The following is a 15,964-nucleotide window of genomic DNA, read 5'->3' on the forward strand; positions in this document are numbered from 1 at the left end:
CTCTTGCTGCGCGCCGCGCGCCTCACTCTCCCCTGTCTCCCGCGCCCCCCCCCCCCCCTCCGCTCCCGCCCCCACCCCGTGGGGCCCCCCCCGCGGCCGTCCTGGGCCTCAGGGTTCTCGGGTGTAGAAGCGGTAGAAGGTGGCGATGACCGTGCCCGCGCCGATCGCGAGGCCGATCCCCGAGGACAGCAGCACGCTGTGCCCGGTGAGGCTGTAGAGGAAGCCGATGGACCCGCCCACCAGCACGCCCCAGGCCGCCGCCCTGAGTTCGCGCGGCAGGGAGTGCTCCACCCTGAGCAGTCCGAAGAGCAGCAGCGCGAACGCCGCCCCGGAGATCAGCGCCAGGGCGAGCTGCCCCCAGGTCGCGGGGCCGCCGCTGCGCGCGATGGCCTGGGCGTACGCGCCGTAGGCGATGCCGAGGAAGAGCGGTACGCCGATCGCGAGCGGGGAGACGCGCCGCCCGCCGCGCCCGGAGCGCACGCCGTGCGCGCCCTGGCCGGTGTGTCCGCCATGGGCGCCCGCCGGCTCGTACGTACGGTGCGCCCCGGGCATCCGCGCCTCCGGCGCACGGACCCCTGACGCATGGGCTCCTGACGGGCGGGCTTCCGGCGGGCGGGCTCCTGGCGGGCGGGCTCCTGGCGTACGGAGCGGGGCGCCGCCGCCGTGCCGTCCGGGCAGAACAGGTGTGGCCATGACCGGGAACTCCTTCCCTCACACCCCCCACGCCCCCACTTCCTCCAGAGCACACCCGCCCATCGCGCCCGTCAAGCCCGGCTTCCCCCTTGTTCGCCCATATTTCCCTCCGGTCCTCGTCCCTCCCGCCCCTTCTCTCGCCCTTCTCTCGCCCTTCCTCCGCCCCTCACCGGGTCGGCGGCGCACCGCTCGCGCGCCCCGGCCGGTCCGCGTTCCCTTGAGGGGTGCGGACCAACCACCGGACCTCCCTCTCCCTGGCGCTGATCCTTCTGCTGACGGTCCTCACCCCGCTCAGCGCGGTCGCCGCCTGGTCCGATCTGGAGATCGGCGACACCCGCCGCTTCGTGGCCGCCACCGCGCCACTGGGCTCCGACCGTGCCGTACGGACGGCCCTCGCGGACCGGATCACGGACCAGGTCATGTCGGAGCTCGACAGCAGCGGATTCGACGTGGGGCCGTTCCAGGAGGACGCGCGGCGGGCGGTGCGGGGTCTGCTGCACGACGCGGTGCTCTCCTTCACCGGGTCCGAGGCGTTCGAGAACGCGTGGCGGACGGCCGTGCGTGCCCTCCACTCCACGGTGGAACAGGCCCTGGCCGGTGGGCGGGGCAACGCCGTGACCCTCGATCTGGCGCCCGTGGTCCGGCAGGTCAAGGCCCAACTGGTGGCCGACGGGGTGCCCTTCGCCGACCGGATTCCCGTACGGGACAGCCGGATCGTCGTCCTGGAGGCCAACGGACTCGGCGTCTGGCGCGAGGTCGCCGAAGGGCTGCGCGCCGCCGGGATCTGGCCGGCCGTCGCGGCGGTGCTGCTCGCGGCGGTGGCCGTACTGGTCGCCCCGGCCGGCCGCCGGCGCCGGGCGGGGACCGGTGTCGGCCTCGCGGTCGCGGCGGGCGGGGCGCTGCTGGTCGTGGTCGTCGCGGTGGCGCGGGGGACCGTGCTCCAGGACCTGCCGGCCGGTGGCGACCGGGTGGCCTGCGCCGCGTTCTACGACGCGCTGACCGGCTCGCTCCGTATCACCGGCTGGTCCCTGCTGGGCGCGGGGCTCCTGTTGGCCCTGGTCACCTGGGTGGTGGGGCCCCTCACGGGGCGCCGGGAGCGGGGCCGGCAGAGCCGCCGCGCCTGACTTTACTCAATCTTTATGCCGATATCACCCGGTCGAATGTCCCTTTTGTTCCGCTTGGAGCACCATGGGGATATGAGCCAGAACACAGCACAGCGGCCCCCCACCACGGGCATGGGCACAGGCACAGGTACTGGTACTGGAATGGGCATGGGAACCACCGGTGTAGGACACGGCACGGGAGCCCATGCGGAAAGGAAGGCTGCCTGGGCAGTGGGCGGTAGCCTCTTCGCCGGCGTCATCCTGCTGGTCATGGGAGTGACGGACATCCTCCAGGGGATAGCGGCGATCAGGAGGAACGCGTTCCTCAACACCGCCGGTTACACCTACTCGTTCAACCTGACCTCGTGGGGCTGGATCCATCTGGCGATAGGCGTTCTGCTCGCCGTCGTCGGTATGGCGCTCCTCGCACGGGCCAGGTGGGCACGGTACGTGGCCATGGGACTTGCGGCTCTGAATCTGATCGCGCAGTTCATGTATCTGCCGCACCAGCCGGTGTGGGCCATCGTGGGCATCGCGCTGTCGGCGTTCGTCATCTGGGCGCTGGCCTCGGATCGGGGCGCACTCGATGCCGGAGCACGAGCCGGATCGGGCACGAGAACCTGACGGTCCGGCACCCCGGAACAGAGAGAGAATCCCGACCAACCTCGCGGGAACAGCGGTAGTCGTCGCTGTTCCCGCCCTCACGTGTGTGCGGTGTCCGGGCGTGCGGTGTCCGGGCGTGCGCGAAAATGGTGACCTCCATCAGGCCGTGACTTCCCTCAGGCCGAGCGCGAGAGGCCAACTCCGTTGAACAGCCCGAACCGTACGGACCACGTGAGCGGCACGGACAGCAGGAACGCACAGGTCCCCGACGACCCCGGCACCGACGGGGACGGGGACGGCCGTACGGACGCGCCGTCACCGCCCGTCGCCCGCCCGCTCCTCCAGCGTCTGCTGCGCCTGGCCACCGGCCTGTTCCTCCTCGCCGCGACCGTCCTCCTCGGCTGCCGCGCGCTGGGCAGCGACGGCATCACCCCTGTACCGCAGCTCCTCGCCTTCCTGCCCTGGCTGCTCGTCCCCTCCGCCGTCGCCCTGCTCCTCACCGCGCTGCTGCGCTGGCGAACCGGGGTGGTCTGGGCGCTGGTCGTGGTCGGCGCCGGGGGGTGGTTCCTGCGGCCGTTCGACACGGAGGCCGCGTCCGCGTCGCACGGCCGGGCCGGCGGCGCCGCTCCCGTCACGCTCAAGGTGCTGACCTCCAACGTCGAGTACGGGCTGGCCACGCGCGGCCTGATCGATGTGATCCGCGACGAGAAGCCCGACCTCGTCTTCGTCCAGGAATGCGAGTTCCGCTGCGTGGAACTCCTCGACGTCCTGATACCGGCGGCCGACTACCCGTACCGGAACGTCGTCAAGGCCAGCAGCGCCGAGGGCTCCTCGATCCTCTCCCGCTTCCCGCTCACCGACACCGCGCGCATCCCCGGACTCCTCGCGATGCCCGGGGCCACGGCACGCGTCGGGGACCGTACGGTGCGGCTCCAGCTCGCGCATCCGCTGCCGCCCATCCCGGGCATGGTCGACGACTGGCACACGGAGCTGGGCCGTATCCGTACGTTCGCCGCCGCGCAGAAGGCGGCCGACGCGCCGCTGATCCTCGCGGGCGACTTCAACGCCACCCGCGACCACGCCGCGTTCCGCGCCGTCCTGGACGCGGGCGGGCTCCGCGACAGCGCGCTCCTGGCGGGCGCGGGCCGCACCCCATCCTGGCCCACCGACCTGCCCAGGCCGCTGGGCGCGCAGATCGACCATGTCCTGGTCAGCGACGACTTCTCCGTACGGAGCGCCCGCTTCCTGGACCTGGCGGACACCGACCACCGGTCGCTGCTCGTCGGCCTCGAACTCCGCTGATCCCCGGGCCCCGCCCGGCCCGACGTGCGGGCGGGGCGGCCCGGCGTGACGATCGGAACATGAACGACGAACCCAATGCCGACATCCTGCGCGACATCGACACGCTCGTCGCGGAGGAGCGGGCCCTGCGCGACCGCTCGACCCGGCGCCTCGGCCTCGCGCCGGACGAGGAGACGCGGCTGCGCTCCGTGGAGGTCCAGCTCGACCAGTGCTGGGACCTGCTGCGCCAGCGCCGCGCCAAGTCGGAGTTCGGGGAGAACCCGGACGAGGCGCGGGTGCGGCCGGCGAACGAGGTCGAGGGTTACCAGGCGTAGCCCATCGGCCCCCGTCTCCGTCGCGGGGGTACGCGGTCCCGCGCGTGGAGCGCCGGGCCGGGCACCGGTGTCGGCCCCGCCAGGCCTCGTACGTCACCCTGGCGCCATGGGAGAACACTCCGACCCGAGCGACGACCCGAGCGACGACCCGAGCCTGAACCAACCCGCCACGGGCCGGGACCCCGCGCGCCCGGACGCGGACGACCCGAGCGGCGACCCGAGTCCGAATCCGGCCCCCGCGCCCCCGAGCCCGCCCTCGCCGCGCCGTCCCGCCGCGCCCCCCTGGCTGCTCGCGGGGCTGCGTCCCAGCTCCGCCCCCGTCCCGTGGGCCGCCGTCGCCCGTGCCTCCGTCGGCATGGCCGTCCCCCTCGCGGTGGGTCTGGCCGTCGACCGGCCCGCCTACGGGGCGCTCGCCTCGCTCGGCGCCTTGTACGGCGTCATCGGCGACACCGCCGACGCGTACCGGATGCGGATCTTCAACATCGCCGTTCCCCAGCTCTTCGGCGCCGTCGGCGTCACGCTCGGCGCGCTCGTCTTCGACCGGGGCTGGTGGGCGGTCGGCGTGCTCACCCTGCTCGCGCTCGTCTCCGGAATGATGTCCTCCATCGGTGCGGTCGCCTCGTCGTCGGGGCTCCAGCTCCTCCTCTTCGCCGTTCTGGGTGCGGGGCTGGCGATGCCGGAGCCCTGGTGGGTGGCGCCGCTGCTGTTCACCCTCGGCGGGCTCTTCATCCTGCTGCTGTCCCTGCTGGCCTGGCCGCTGCGCGGCCTCGAACCGGAACGCGCCGCCGTGGCCGCCACCTACCGCGCGGTGGCCGACCTCCTCGCCGCGGCGGGCCGCCACGGAACCGGCGGGCTCCCCGGGCCTGAGCGGGACGCGTACGACACGAGACGGCAGGCCGTCACCGACTCCCTCAACGAGGCGTACGACCTCGTCCTCGCCCGCCGCGCCCGCGAACACGGGCGCTCGGAACCGCTCGTACGGCTGCTCGCGGAGCTCAACGTCGTCATCCCGCTGGTGGAGGCCGCCCCCGCCGCCCATCTGCGCGGCCGTCCGCTGCCGGACGCCGTGCCCGCCGCCGTACGGGAGTTGGCGGACGCGGTCGCCACGGGCCGCCCGCGCGCCGGGGGCGTACCGGACGACCGCGCCCTTCCGCCGGGCGCCGGCCCGGCGGAGCGCGCCGTCGACGCCGCGCTCCGCCACGCCACCTCCGTCGTGCACCACGCGGAGCCCGACCCGTACAACGTCGACGACCGGCTCGGCCGCCCCGCCGCCCTCCGGGTCCGCGTCCGCCGCGCCACCCGTGACGTGCTGCTCTCCGAGGACTCCTGGCGGTACGGACTGCGGCTCGCGCTCTGCATCGGGCTCTCCCAGGCGCTGGTGTCCCTCATCCCCGTACCGCGCTCGTACTGGGTGGCCCTCACCGTCACCTTCATCCTCAAGCCGGACTACGGTTCGGTCTTCTCCCGGGCGGTGCTGCGCGCCCTCGGCACGGTGGCCGGGCTCGTCGTCGCGGCGGCGATCCTCTCGCACGTGGCGCGCGGCTGGTGGGACGTGGCGGTGATGCTGGTCATCGCGGGGATCGTGCCCGCGATGACGGCGAAGGGGTACGCGTTCCAGACGGCGGCCATCACCCCCGTCATCCTGCTCCTCTCCGACCTCCTCAGCCACGAGGGCTCCGGTCTGCTGCTGCCGCGCTTCGTCGACTCCATGATGGGGTGCGCGATCGCCCTGATCGCGGGGTATCTGCTCTGGCCGGAGAGCTGGCACACCCGGATCGGGGACCGGCTGGCGGACGCGGTCGAGGAGACGGCGGAGTACGTACGGTGCGCGTTCGCCGCGCCGCCCGACGCCGACCGCGCGGAGCGGGTGCGCACGCGCCGCCGTATCTACCGCGATCTGTCCGTCGTGCGCACCGAGTTCCAGCGCGCCCTGACCGAGCCCCCGCCGACCGGGACGCGCGCCCGCGCCTGGTGGCCGCTGCTCGTCGCCGTCGAACGCGTCGTGGACGCCGCGACGGCGGCCCGGGTCCGTGTCGACCACGGCGCCGCGCCGCCCGCGCCCGCCGAGGTCGCCGCGATCGAGCGCCAGTTGCGCGAACTGGCGGACGGTATGCGGTCGAGCGCCGTGCTGGTGGAGGTACGGGCGGACCTCGGCGGCGACGAGAAGGGCGTACTGGCCCCGCTGCGCCAGGAGGTACGGGGCGCCCGCGCCATCGCCTCCCCGCAGCGCCGCACGGGCCTCACCGGCCGGGCACCACGTCCCCCGGCGTGACACCGGGCGCGCCGGTCGGGGCGGGCCCGGGCGGGATACCGGGGGTGATCCCCGGGGTGGTCCCGGGGGAGACCCCTGACGCGGTCCCCGACGGGAGGGTCTCCGGCGTACCGCCCCCGCCCGGCGGGACCTTCAGCAGCGCCCAGACCCGCTTGCCCGGCCCCCGGCGCGGCGCCACACCCCAGTCGTCCGCCAGCGCCGCGACCAGCGCCAGCCCCCGCCCGCACTCGTCCTCCACCTCCGGGACGCGTGGCCGTGGCAGATGGTCCCCCGCGTCCTCGACCTCCACCCGGAACACCCCGTCGGCGCGGAACAGGGTGACGGCGATCTCCCGGCCCGGCGGACTGCCGTGCCGCAGCGCGTTGGTGACGAGTTCCGACAGCAACAGGGCCGCGGTCGCGCCCTGATCCCCGGCCAACCCGATCCGCGCCCGCAGCACATGGCGCGCCCGGCCGACGCTGCGGGGGTGGCTGGCGAGGCGGAAAGTGACGTATTGGCCCTGCGGATCGCGCTGTTCGTCGTCCTGCTTCATGGGGGCGTCGTGGTTCATGGGAAGGAACTTCCCCGTAACAGGACATTTACGTTTTCCAGACCGACATATCTCGTCCCAGGAGCCGCGTTTCGCCCTCCGCTCAACGGCGGCGCCGCGTGCCCCGAACCCGTAGGTGAATGTGCATCCGGCCCCTAAGGTCCTTCAACCATGAAGGTACTGATCTCCGTTGACATGGAGGGCGTCTCGGCGCTCGTGCATCCCGCCGAGATGAACCCCGAACGGTACGACTACGCGCGCGGCCGGGCGCTGATGACCGCCGAGGCGAACGCCGTGATCGCCGGTGTCCTCGACGCCGAACCCACGGCGGAGGTCCGGGTCGCCGACGCGCACGGCCCGTTCCGCAACCTGCTGCCGGAGGAACTCGACCGCCGGGCCCGGCTGGTACGGGGCAAGCCGCGCCCGCTGGGCATGCTCGGCGGGCTCGAAGCGGACACCGACGCCCTGCTGCTCGTCGGCTACCACGCCCGCGCCGGCGTCGGTCCCGCCGTCGTCGCGCACACCATGAACGGCGACATCCTCGACGTACGGGTCGCCGGACGCTCGCTCGGCGAGATCGGCCTCAACGCCGCGATGGCCGGGGCCCTGGGCGTACCGGTCGCGCTCCTCAGCGGCGACGACGTCGCCTGTGCCGAACTGCGCGCCCTGGTCCCCGCCGCCGTCACCGTCCCCGTCAAACAGGCCCTCGCGGGCGCCGCCGCCATCGCCCTGCACCCGGCGGAGGCCAGGGAGCGCCTGCGCCACGCCGCCGCCGAGGCCGTCACCCGCCACGGCGCGGTCCCGCCGCTGACCCTGCCGGGTCCGTTCGCCGTGGAGGTCGACCTGGCCAACCCGGCCACGATCGACCTGGCGACCCTCGTACCCGGCGTCTCCCGTACGGGAACCGACGGCGGCCGCACGGTCGCCTTCACCACCACGGACTTCCCCGACGCCTACCGGCTGATCCTGCTGCTCGCACAGCTCTGCTCCATCAAACCGGGCTGACCGGGCGTCAGCCTCCGTGCACGGTCAGCCGGTAGCCCTCGGGGCCGGTGAAGGAGAACATCGGGCCGAACGGGCTGTCCTGGAGGGGGCCGACGTCCGGGGTGTCGGCCTGTACCAGTTGCTCGCGCAGGGCGCTCGCGTCGGTGGTGCGCAGCCACAGGGCCACGCCCAGGCCGGGGCGTCCGCCGTCCAGGTCGGTGCCGGGGAGCGGCTCGCGTACGGCGAACGGGATCGGGCTGGTGGCGAAGACCACCGCGCCGGGCGGCGAGGCGGGGGCGCGGCGGAGGCCGAGGCGCTCCTCGAAGAAGGCGGCCGCTGCGGGTACGTCCTTCACCTGCAGAGCGATGAAGTCGGGGCCTTCGACGGTGGTGGACATGGCGTCTCCCTTGCTTCGGTGCTTCGATGTCAGGACCTTGATGTCAGGAGGTTGACGTCAGGACTTTGACATCGGTGACTGTAGGCACCGCCTCGGGTGTATGTCAAAATGTTGACATGGAAGACCGAGCGCACGTGCCCCCGCCCCACCCCGCCGGCCATATCACCGAGCACGTGGGGTACCGCGTCAAACGCGCCTCGGCCGCCCTGCGCGGCGCCATGGACAAGGCCCTGCGGGAGCACGACCTCACCGTCCCGCAGTACTCCTGCCTCGAACTCCTCGACGAGCGGCCGGGTCTCTCCAACGCCGATCTGGCGCGCGGCACCTTCGTCACCCGGCAGTCGGCCAATGTCGTCCTGCGCGGCCTGAGGGACGCCGGTCTCATCGACCGGGCCGACGTCACCGACCACGGCCGCGCCCTGCCCGTCCACCTCACCCCGGCGGGCCGGCGGCGTCTGCACGCGGCGCGCACGGCCGTGTACGCCATCGAGGAGCGGATGATCGAGGCCGTTCCCCGGCGGCGCCTCGCCGCCCTGCTCGCCGATCTCGACACCATGGCCGACGCCCTCGCCGAGTGAGGCCGGGCGGCCCGGCGGCCCGCGCGTGTCCGATTCGTTCAAGAGGGCGGCGCCGGGAGCCCATTACCATCGCCGCCATGACCAGCACCGGCAAGGAATCCACCGGCGGGGAATCACGCCACCTCAGTGTCCGTATCGACCGCACCGTCGACGAGGTCTACGCCTACGCCTCCGACCCGGCCAACCTCCCCGCGTGGGCCCTCGGGCTGGGAAGCTCCGTCGAGAAGAGCGGGGACCGGTGGATCGCGGACTCCCCCATGGGGCGGGTCGAGGTGGCCTTCGCACCCCGCAACGCGCTGGGCGTGCTCGACCATGACGTCACGCTGCCCTCCGGGGAGACCGTTCACAACCCGGTCCGCGTGATCGTCGACGGTGCCGGATGCGAAGTGGTGTTCACCCTCCGCAGGCAGCCGGGAATGGGCGACGCCGAGTTCGAGCACGACGCCGGGACGGTCGCCGCCGACCTGACCAGGCTCAAGGAGCTGATGGAGTCCGGCCGGGACTCCTGAGCGGTCGCGTACGGACCGTAGGGGCCCGCGCGAACCGGACCGTAACCTTCGCAAATCCGCTCGTACCTCGTCATCGGTCGCCTCCCGTGTCACAGGCGTGTCCTAACGCCTTGTCCCGCGCAACGGGAACGGAGGGTTCCGGTGTCTGGTGGGGCAGGACGCCCGCTCATCAGGAGCACGGGCACATTCGGAGGAAGTCATGCGCGTTCGGAAGATCTCGGTGCTCACCCTGGCCGCTGTGGCCGTCGGCCTGTCGCTCACCGCCTGCGACTCGTCCGTCGGATCCGACCCCGCCACCTCGGTTTCGAGCACCGAGTCGTCGGACAGCGGCAAGGACTCCACCGCGTCGCCGGACGGATCGTCCGACGGCGGCTCCACGGGAGGCTCCACCGGCGAGACCACGGGTGGCTCCACGGGCGGCGCCGCGTCCGGTACGCCGAAGAAGAGCAGCGTGAAGTGCACCGACCAGTTCGACTACGCGGGGGACTCCCGGTCCAACGCGGAGATCAACTCGATCGGCGAGTCCACCGGCACCTGCCCGGAGTCGGAGTCCGAGCAGGGCGGCGCCGCCTCGGGTACCCAGAAGAACGACGGGGAGAGCTGCACCGACCAGCTCGACTACGCGGGGGACCCGCGGTCCAACGCCGAGATCAACACCATCGGCGACAAGACCGGGACCTGCCCGCCCGTCCAGCGCAAGTGAGCAGTCCGGCAGTACGTCGTTGACGCGGGCGGGCGTCCCCGGAACCACCCGGCAGTACCCGTACACACCGGTACGCACCGGAACCGGCACCCACAACCCCGGTGTCACCGGGGCCGCTTCATCCGCCTGCGGACCTCCTTCACCTCGCTGTCGACGGCCCACGCGTCCGCGACCGGTCCGAGATGGCCGAGCTTGTCGGGGTTGATCACCGAGCGGATCGTCTGGATCCGACCGTCGAGGACGTCCAGGGCCAGGGCATGGAGGACCTTGCCCTCCCGGTCGCGGAAGATCGCGCCGGGCTGTCCGTTGACCTCGTGCAGGTCGCACGTCACGTCGATCCGTACCAGCAGCGGGAAGACCGAGCCCAGCAGCCGCGCCACGTTCTCCGCGCCGACGACGGCCTTCGCGAGCTGCGGCGCCTTCCCACCGCCGTCCCCGACCATCTGCACATCGGCGGCGAGCAGTTCCCGCAGGCCCTCGACATCGCCTTCGTTGAGCGCGCCGAAGAACCGCGTCGCCAGCTCCTGCCGCTTCCGCCGGTCCGCCTCGAACCGCGGCCGCCCCTCCCGCATGTGCCGCCGCGCCCGTACCAGCAACTGCCGGCACGCCGCCTCCGAACGCCCCACGGCCGAGGCGATGTCGTCGAACCCGAAGCCGAACACCTCCCGCAGCACGAACACCGACCGCTCCAGCGGGCTGAGCCGTTCCAGGAGCAGCAGCGCCGCCATGGACACCGAGTCGGCCAGCTCCGCCGCGCGCGCCGGGTCCTGGTACGGATCGTCCAGCAGCGGCTCGGGGAACCACGGGCCCACGTACGCCTCCCGCCGTACCCGCGCGGAACGCAGCACGTCGATCGAGAGCCGCGTCACCGTGGTGGAGAGAAACGCCCTGACCGACGTGGGAACGGTCGCCGAGCCGTCGAACCGCAGCCAGGTCTCCTGCACCGCGTCCTCGGCCTCGCTCACGCTGCCCAGGATCCGGTACGCGATCGAGAACACCAGCGGGCGCAGCTCCTCGAACTCATCGGCCTTGTTCATGCCCGGCCCCCGGTGTGGTGGTACGGCCGCCCGTCCCTCAGGTCCATCGCCTTCTCCTCCGTGTGCGGCGGTGACTCCGCCCCCGGACCTCTGGACGGGACAGCCCGCCGCCCTGTGACACCGCGGGCCCCGGGAGGCCCCGGGAGAGCCCGGGACGTCACGGGGGAATCGGGTGGGCGGTCGGGACATGTCACCGGCGGGAGCGCCGTCTCGTCCAGAGGGAAGCAGGTAATCCTCGACCAAGGAAGTGATGATGAACCTCGCACTCTGGATCATCGCCGGGCTGCTGACCTTCATCTGCCTGAACGGCAGCGCCAAGATGTTCGTGCCCAAGGAGAAGCTGGCGGGGATCGGCGGCGCCGCCACCCGCTGGGTCGAGGACTTCACCCCCGGTGCCCTCAAGGCGATCGGCGCCGTGGAACTCCTGGCGGCGGCGGGTCTCGTCCTGCCCGCCGTGCTCGGTGTCGCGCCGGTGCTGGTGCCGCTGACCGCCGCCGGGCTGGTGGTGCTCTTCGCCTGCGCGCTGACCATGCGGCTGCGCAGGGGCGAGCGGCTGACGGTCACGGGCGACGTGATCTACCTCGCCCTGGCCCTCTTCCTGGCATGGGGCCGCTTCGGGCCCGAGTCCTTCACCGGCTGACCGGACCGGCCGCCCGGCCCCGGACACATGGCGCTCCGGCCGCGGCGCTCCGGTTGCGGCGCTCCGGCCGCGGTGCTCCGCCCCCGGTGCTCCGTACGGCTCAGATCACCGGCGGGCGGCCCAGTGCCGTCATCCGCCGTACCGTCCGCCACCGGATCGGGCGACGCGGCCCGCACGCGGTGCGCAGGCCCTCGGAGAATCCGCCGAACCAGGCGCGCAGCCCGCTCACCGACCGCGTACGCGCCACCGTGAGCAGGATCCACGTACCGAGGTAGAGCGGCACGAGGACGGCGGGGAGATGGCGGCGCGCCAGCCAGACGCGGTTGCGGGCGGTCATCCGGTAGTACTCGGCGTGCCGGGCGGGGGAGGTGCGCGGATGCTGGAGGACCAGTTCCGGCTCGTAGAGGATCGACCAGCCCGAGTCCAGCGCGCGCCACGCGAGGTCGGTCTCCTCGTGGGTGAAGAAGAACGCGTCCGGCCAGCCGCCGGTCTCCGCCAGCATCGGCATGGACAGCGCGTGCCCGCCGCCGAGGAAGGTGGTCACCTCGCCGCCGCGCATCGGGTCCTTCGCGCGCAGCCGGGGGATGTGCCGCCGCGCGGTGTAGCCGGTCTCGTCGGCGATCCGGAAGCTGACGATGCCGAGCCGGGGCCGCGCCTCGTACAGATCGGCGATACGGGTGAACACATCGGCCTCGACGAGCAGCCCGTCGTCGTCCAGGTCGACGAGGATGTCCACGTCACCGGCCTCGCGGAGCTTCTCCATGGCGACATTGCGCCCGCCGGAGACCCCGAGGTTCTCCGGCAGCTCGACCCCGATGACGCCCTCGGGCAGCTCCGGCAGCGGGGAGCCGTTGCCGACGACGACGATCCGGGTGGCGGCCTCCCGCTGCTTGGCCACGGAATCCAGCAGAGCACGCAGCTCGACGGGCCGGGTTCCCATGGTCAGCACGGCCACACCCACACGCGGTCGGGACACGTCCAGATCACTCCAGCACTTGAAGGGCTGCGAAAGACAGCGGAAGACCGGCACGACGGAAAGGCCGGTCGGTCGATGCTAACCGGCGGTCTCCATCCTCCGGACACCCGAAGATATTCCTGCGGACCCCGAAGGTTCACCTTCGCCACCCCGGAGCGCGCCGTGTCGCCCCGCCGGGGCGCCGGAGAAATTCGCGCGACCTGGGGAGCGCGCGACCGCGAGACTGACAGGCCGGGCGGACGCCGGGAGAGCGAGAGCGCGCGAAGGGACCAGGCACTGTGCTGCGGGACACATTCGACGAGGACGCCGAACTGTACGACCGGGCGCGCCCCGCCTACCCGGCCCCGCTGGTCGAGGCGCTGGCCGCGGCGGCGCGCCTCGGGCCCGGCCGACGGCTCCTGGAAGTGGGTCCTGGCACGGGGCAGTTGACCGTACCGCTGGCCCGGTACGGCTGCTCGGTCACCGCCGTGGAGCTGGGTCCGTCCCTCGCGGCCGTGGCGTCGCGCAACCTGGGGCCGTACCCGGCCGCCGAGGTCGTGGTCGCGCCCTTCGAGACCTGGGCGGCGCCCCCGGAGCCGTACGACGCGCTGGTCGTGGCGACCGCCTTCCACTGGCTCGACCCGGCCGTACGGCTGGACAGGGCGGCGGACGCGCTGCGCGACGGCGGCCTGCTGGCGCTGGTCACCACGCACCATGTGGCCTCGGAGACCACCCGGAGCGATGACGCCTTCTTCGCGGACGCCCAGCGGTGCTACGAGCGATGGGACCCGGCGACCCCGCCCGGTCTGCGGCTGCGCGCCTCGGCGCCGGTCGCGACCGACACCGCGGAACTGGCCGCCTCCGAACGGTTCGGGCCGGTCTCCGTGGCGCGCTGGACGCGGGAGATCACGTACTCCGCCGACGCCTACATCGACGTACTGATGACCTACTCGGGACACCGCGCCCTGGAGCCCGTCGCGCGCGAGGGGCTGCTGTCGGACCTCCGCGGACTGATCGACGGCCGGTACGGCGGGCACATCACCAAGACGTATCTCCACGAGCTGATCACCGCCCGCAAGGAACCCGGATTCCCCGGGAAATCCACGGTTTCCACGGGCTGAACACACTCCGTGGTCATCTCGGCATCGCCTGTGTCCACGATCACCTTCCTGTGGCACACTGCCCGCATGTCGGAGCTGGGGGGTGGGGCATGAGTGAGCCGCGGTCCGCCCCGACGATCGGACAACTCGTCCTCAGCAAGCAGCTCCAGGCCCTCCGCGAGAGAGCCGGCCTCGGCCGGGACCAGGCCGCCGGACTGCTGCGGGTCGCGCCCGCCACGATCCGCCGGATGGAGATGGCCGAGGTCGGTCTCAAGATCCCGTACGTGCAGATCCTGCTCGCCGCGTACGGCGTGTCCGACAGGGAGGTGGAGAGCTTCCTCCACCTCGCCGAGGAGGCCAACCGGCCGGGCTGGTGGCAGCGCTTCCACGACATACTGCCGGACTGGTTCGGCGGCCATGTCAGCCTCGAAGAGGCCGCCAGGACCATCCGGTGCTACGAACCGCACTTCGTGCCGGGCCTGCTCCAGACCGAGGAGTACGCCCGGACGATACTGACCAACGGCGAGGTCGGGCGGAGCGATCCTGACCGGATCGACCGCCATGTCGCGCTCCGTATGGAGAGACAGACGCTGCTGACCAAGCCCGGCGCGCCCGCGTTCCGGGCGATCCTGGACGAGACGGTGCTCCGGCGCCGCGTCGGGACGCCCGCCGCGATGCGGGCCCAGATCGACCGGCTGCTGGAGGCGTCCGAACTCCCGAACGTGACGCTCCAGTTGGCCGAGTTCGCCGCCGGGCACCACCCCGGCACGTACAGCCCCTTCGTCGTCTTCCGCTTCGCCGTCCCCGAGATGCCCGACATGGTCTACGTCGAGTATCTGACGGGCGCCCTCTACCTCGACGGCCGTCGCGAGGTGGCGGAGCACAAGGAGGCGATGGACCGCATGGCCGCGCACGCCGAGACGGCGCGGCGGACCACGCGGATCCTCGCAGACTTCCGCCGGGAGCTGTGAGCCGGACGTCAGCCGGACGTCAGTGGGACGCGCGGTGCGGGGCCCGTCGCGACGGCAGCGCAGTCGACGGTGACGCCTGCGCCGACGGCGCGATCAGGGTGTCGAAGAGCGCGCGACCCGCGATCATGGCGTGCCGCATCGTCTCCGCGCCGCCCGGGTCGGCACCCGCACCGGTGGTGTCCGTGCCCGTACCGCCACCCGTGGCGGCCTGGCGGGCCACGGCGTCCAGCAGCCGCGCGCCCTCCACCTGCTCCGGGTGGAGCACGGACAGCGCCTCGAACTGGCGGGCCCGGGACTCGGCGGGGAGACCCCGGTCGATCGCGAGCCGGTTCAGCAGGACGTTCGCCTTCGCCACGACCGCGCCCGGGCAGTCCACGAACTGCTCCTGGAGGCCGGTCCACTGCGCCGAGTACTGGGCGCGCTCAGGCTCGGACAGCTCCCTGAGCCGCAGACCGCGGAAGTGCCGCAGCCGCGCCGCCAGTTCCCGTTCGGCCGCCTTCGGGTCGCCGTGGTGGCGGGCGGTCACACGGTCGAACTCGGGGCCGAAGCGGTGTCGTAGATCCTTGCGGAGGCCGCCCTCGCCGGACGCCCGGTCCGAGACCGGGCTGGCGAGCAGCAGCGCGGTGATGATCGCCACCGGTACCGCCAGGACAGCGAGTGTGATCACAGACATGGTCCCGCCTTTCGCAGAGCTGCTGTGTTGTCGAGCTGCTGTGTTGTCGAGCTGTTGGGCTGTCGAGCTGTTGAGTTGTCGGGTGTGCTGTCGGGCCGCACAGCCTCTTAGCTACGGAGTGTTACCGAGATGCGGGACCGTAAACGCGTTCCGTCACGATTGGTCGGCACAGGGCTCGGACGGACGATCGTGGAAGAGCGGGGGTTTGCCCCCGGAGTGCCCGGGCAGACGGGCTGGCGTCAGCGATTTCGACACTTGAGGGAGCGCGACATGACCGCCGACAAGAAGACTTCCGCGAAGACCGATCAGGTCAAGGGTGCGATCAAGGAAACCGTCGGTCGAGCGGTCGGCAACGAGCGGCTGACCGCCGAGGGCAGGGCCGAGCGCGCCAAGGGCGACATGCGCCAGGCGGGCGAGAAGGCCAAGGACGCGTTCAAGCGATGAGCGTGTGGCCCGGCCCCTCCGGCAGAGGCGGTCGTGTGTGCAGAGTCCTCGGGCGGTGGGGCCCGAGGGCAAAGAACAGGGTGGTGAGCGGGCGGGGCCCTCCCCACTCGGGACCCCCACCCCGGGACGCCCCACCCCACACCCGCGGACACAGAAG

General features: G+C 72.6%; 19 protein-coding genes. 13 read left to right on the top strand and 6 right to left on the bottom strand.

Annotation, left to right across the window (positions count from 1 at the left end):
- Positions 1 to 108: 108 nt before the first annotated feature.
- Positions 109 to 552: a hypothetical protein gene (locus tag ACFXPK_RS09390; RefSeq protein WP_385007276.1), complete on the bottom strand. Its 444-nt coding sequence runs from the start codon at positions 550 to 552 to the stop codon at positions 109 to 111.
- Positions 553 to 917: 365 nt separating this feature from the next.
- Between ACFXPK_RS09390 and ACFXPK_RS09395 the strand changes: the two genes are divergently transcribed.
- The 5 genes from ACFXPK_RS09395 (at position 918) to ACFXPK_RS09415 (ending at position 6,287) form a co-directional block, all read left to right on the top strand.
- A complete protein-coding gene (locus tag ACFXPK_RS09395; RefSeq protein ID WP_385073374.1) occupies positions 918 to 1,817 on the top strand; it encodes a hypothetical protein in 900 nt (299 codons plus the stop codon).
- A 210-nt stretch (positions 1,818 to 2,027) separates the two neighbouring features.
- Positions 2,028 to 2,420, top strand: coding sequence for a hypothetical protein (locus ACFXPK_RS09400; protein ID WP_385007272.1), 393 nt, complete (start codon positions 2,028 to 2,030; stop codon positions 2,418 to 2,420).
- A gap of 183 nt (positions 2,421 to 2,603) precedes the next feature.
- Positions 2,604 to 3,701, top strand: a complete 1,098-nt coding sequence (locus ACFXPK_RS09405; RefSeq protein WP_385073377.1) for an endonuclease/exonuclease/phosphatase family protein — start codon at positions 2,604 to 2,606, stop codon at positions 3,699 to 3,701.
- A 59-nt stretch (positions 3,702 to 3,760) separates the two neighbouring features.
- Positions 3,761 to 4,015, top strand: a complete 255-nt coding sequence (locus ACFXPK_RS09410; protein ID WP_385073380.1) for a DUF2630 family protein — start codon at positions 3,761 to 3,763, stop codon at positions 4,013 to 4,015.
- Positions 4,016 to 4,121: 106 nt separating this feature from the next.
- Positions 4,122 to 6,287 (top strand): FUSC family protein, encoded by a 2,166-nt coding sequence (locus ACFXPK_RS09415; protein ID WP_385073383.1) that lies wholly within the window; start codon positions 4,122 to 4,124, stop codon positions 6,285 to 6,287.
- On the opposite strand, the gene ACFXPK_RS09420 is transcribed toward ACFXPK_RS09415, so the two are convergent.
- Complete coding sequence (locus ACFXPK_RS09420) at positions 6,256 to 6,837, bottom strand: ATP-binding protein (RefSeq protein ID WP_385073385.1); 582 nt, start codon at positions 6,835 to 6,837, stop codon at positions 6,256 to 6,258. The genes ACFXPK_RS09415 and ACFXPK_RS09420 overlap by 32 nt on opposite strands.
- 150 nt (positions 6,838 to 6,987) lie before the next feature.
- On the opposite strand from ACFXPK_RS09420, the gene ACFXPK_RS09425 reads away from it, so the two are divergent.
- Positions 6,988 to 7,821, top strand: coding sequence for a M55 family metallopeptidase (locus ACFXPK_RS09425; RefSeq protein ID WP_385073387.1), 834 nt, complete (start codon positions 6,988 to 6,990; stop codon positions 7,819 to 7,821).
- 7 nt (positions 7,822 to 7,828) lie between these two features.
- Here the strand turns inward: ACFXPK_RS09425 and ACFXPK_RS09430 are convergent, their stop codons facing one another.
- Positions 7,829 to 8,197, bottom strand: coding sequence for a VOC family protein (locus tag ACFXPK_RS09430; RefSeq protein WP_385073390.1), 369 nt, complete (start codon positions 8,195 to 8,197; stop codon positions 7,829 to 7,831).
- A 116-nt stretch (positions 8,198 to 8,313) separates the two neighbouring features.
- On the opposite strand from ACFXPK_RS09430, the gene ACFXPK_RS09435 reads away from it, so the two are divergent.
- The 3 genes from ACFXPK_RS09435 to ACFXPK_RS09445 all read left to right on the top strand — a co-directional run bounded on the left by ACFXPK_RS09435 (position 8,314) and on the right by ACFXPK_RS09445 (position 9,987).
- Entirely contained in the window at positions 8,314 to 8,775 is a 462-nt protein-coding gene (locus tag ACFXPK_RS09435) for a MarR family winged helix-turn-helix transcriptional regulator (protein ID WP_385073392.1), read from the top strand.
- 77 nt (positions 8,776 to 8,852) lie between these two features.
- Positions 8,853 to 9,284, top strand: a complete 432-nt coding sequence (locus ACFXPK_RS09440) for an SRPBCC family protein (RefSeq protein ID WP_385073395.1) — start codon at positions 8,853 to 8,855, stop codon at positions 9,282 to 9,284.
- A 199-nt stretch (positions 9,285 to 9,483) separates the two neighbouring features.
- A complete protein-coding gene (locus ACFXPK_RS09445; protein ID WP_384997377.1) occupies positions 9,484 to 9,987 on the top strand; it encodes a hypothetical protein in 504 nt (167 codons plus the stop codon).
- 104 nt (positions 9,988 to 10,091) lie between these two features.
- On the opposite strand, the gene ACFXPK_RS09450 is transcribed toward ACFXPK_RS09445, so the two are convergent.
- A complete protein-coding gene (locus ACFXPK_RS09450) occupies positions 10,092 to 11,024 on the bottom strand; it encodes an RNA polymerase sigma-70 factor (protein ID WP_384997375.1) in 933 nt (310 codons plus the stop codon).
- Positions 11,025 to 11,277: 253 nt separating this feature from the next.
- On the opposite strand from ACFXPK_RS09450, the gene ACFXPK_RS09455 reads away from it, so the two are divergent.
- Complete coding sequence (locus tag ACFXPK_RS09455; RefSeq protein ID WP_385073399.1) at positions 11,278 to 11,664, top strand: DoxX family protein; 387 nt, start codon at positions 11,278 to 11,280, stop codon at positions 11,662 to 11,664.
- A 100-nt stretch (positions 11,665 to 11,764) separates the two neighbouring features.
- Here ACFXPK_RS09455 and ACFXPK_RS09460 read toward each other — a convergent pair whose 3' ends face one another.
- Positions 11,765 to 12,640 carry a glycosyltransferase family 2 protein gene (locus ACFXPK_RS09460; RefSeq protein ID WP_385073402.1) on the bottom strand — a complete coding sequence of 292 codons (876 nt, stop codon included), beginning with the start codon at positions 12,638 to 12,640 and terminating at the stop codon, positions 11,765 to 11,767.
- A 278-nt stretch (positions 12,641 to 12,918) separates the two neighbouring features.
- Between ACFXPK_RS09460 and ACFXPK_RS09465 the strand changes: the two genes are divergently transcribed.
- Both ACFXPK_RS09465 and ACFXPK_RS09470 read left to right on the top strand, forming a co-directional pair.
- Entirely contained in the window at positions 12,919 to 13,740 is an 822-nt protein-coding gene (locus tag ACFXPK_RS09465) for a class I SAM-dependent methyltransferase (RefSeq protein WP_385073404.1), read from the top strand.
- Positions 13,741 to 13,829: 89 nt separating this feature from the next.
- Positions 13,830 to 14,690 carry a helix-turn-helix domain-containing protein gene (locus ACFXPK_RS09470; RefSeq protein ID WP_384997367.1) on the top strand — a complete coding sequence of 287 codons (861 nt, stop codon included), beginning with the start codon at positions 13,830 to 13,832 and terminating at the stop codon, positions 14,688 to 14,690.
- Between the two features lie 19 nt (positions 14,691 to 14,709).
- On the opposite strand, the gene ACFXPK_RS09475 is transcribed toward ACFXPK_RS09470, so the two are convergent.
- On the bottom strand, positions 14,710 to 15,363 hold the full coding sequence (locus ACFXPK_RS09475) for a hypothetical protein (RefSeq protein WP_385073407.1): 654 nt from the start codon (positions 15,361 to 15,363) through the stop codon (positions 14,710 to 14,712).
- A 270-nt stretch (positions 15,364 to 15,633) separates the two neighbouring features.
- On the opposite strand from ACFXPK_RS09475, the gene ACFXPK_RS09480 reads away from it, so the two are divergent.
- Positions 15,634 to 15,807 (top strand): CsbD family protein, encoded by a 174-nt coding sequence (locus tag ACFXPK_RS09480; protein WP_384997364.1) that lies wholly within the window; start codon positions 15,634 to 15,636, stop codon positions 15,805 to 15,807.
- The last annotated feature ends 157 nt before the right edge of the window (positions 15,808 to 15,964 follow it).

The organism is Streptomyces sp. NPDC059142, assembly GCF_042755665.1.
Lineage (GTDB): Bacteria > Actinomycetota > Actinomycetes > Streptomycetales > Streptomycetaceae > Streptomyces.

Excerpts from the sequence above, each read along its gene's own strand:
- ACFXPK_RS09390 (WP_385007276.1), bottom strand. The coding sequence starts at position 552 with ATGCCCGGGGCGCACCGTACGTACGAGCCGGCGGGCGCCCATGGCGGA.
- ACFXPK_RS09410 (WP_385073380.1), top strand. The coding sequence starts at position 3,761 with ATGAACGACGAACCCAATGCCGACATCCTGCGCGACATCGACACGCTC.
- ACFXPK_RS09415 (WP_385073383.1), top strand. The coding sequence starts at position 4,122 with ATGGGAGAACACTCCGACCCGAGCGACGACCCGAGCGACGACCCGAGC.
- ACFXPK_RS09420 (WP_385073385.1), bottom strand. The coding sequence starts at position 6,837 with ATGAACCACGACGCCCCCATGAAGCAGGACGACGAACAGCGCGATCCG.
- ACFXPK_RS09425 (WP_385073387.1), top strand. The coding sequence starts at position 6,988 with ATGAAGGTACTGATCTCCGTTGACATGGAGGGCGTCTCGGCGCTCGTG.
- ACFXPK_RS09430 (WP_385073390.1), bottom strand. The coding sequence starts at position 8,197 with ATGTCCACCACCGTCGAAGGCCCCGACTTCATCGCTCTGCAGGTGAAG.
- ACFXPK_RS09435 (WP_385073392.1), top strand. The coding sequence starts at position 8,314 with ATGGAAGACCGAGCGCACGTGCCCCCGCCCCACCCCGCCGGCCATATC.
- ACFXPK_RS09440 (WP_385073395.1), top strand. The coding sequence starts at position 8,853 with ATGACCAGCACCGGCAAGGAATCCACCGGCGGGGAATCACGCCACCTC.
- ACFXPK_RS09445 (WP_384997377.1), top strand. The coding sequence starts at position 9,484 with ATGCGCGTTCGGAAGATCTCGGTGCTCACCCTGGCCGCTGTGGCCGTC.
- ACFXPK_RS09450 (WP_384997375.1), bottom strand. The coding sequence starts at position 11,024 with ATGAACAAGGCCGATGAGTTCGAGGAGCTGCGCCCGCTGGTGTTCTCG.
- ACFXPK_RS09455 (WP_385073399.1), top strand. The coding sequence starts at position 11,278 with ATGAACCTCGCACTCTGGATCATCGCCGGGCTGCTGACCTTCATCTGC.
- ACFXPK_RS09470 (WP_384997367.1), top strand. The coding sequence starts at position 13,830 with ATGAGTGAGCCGCGGTCCGCCCCGACGATCGGACAACTCGTCCTCAGC.
- ACFXPK_RS09475 (WP_385073407.1), bottom strand. The coding sequence starts at position 15,363 with ATGTCTGTGATCACACTCGCTGTCCTGGCGGTACCGGTGGCGATCATC.
- ACFXPK_RS09480 (WP_384997364.1), top strand. The coding sequence starts at position 15,634 with ATGACCGCCGACAAGAAGACTTCCGCGAAGACCGATCAGGTCAAGGGT.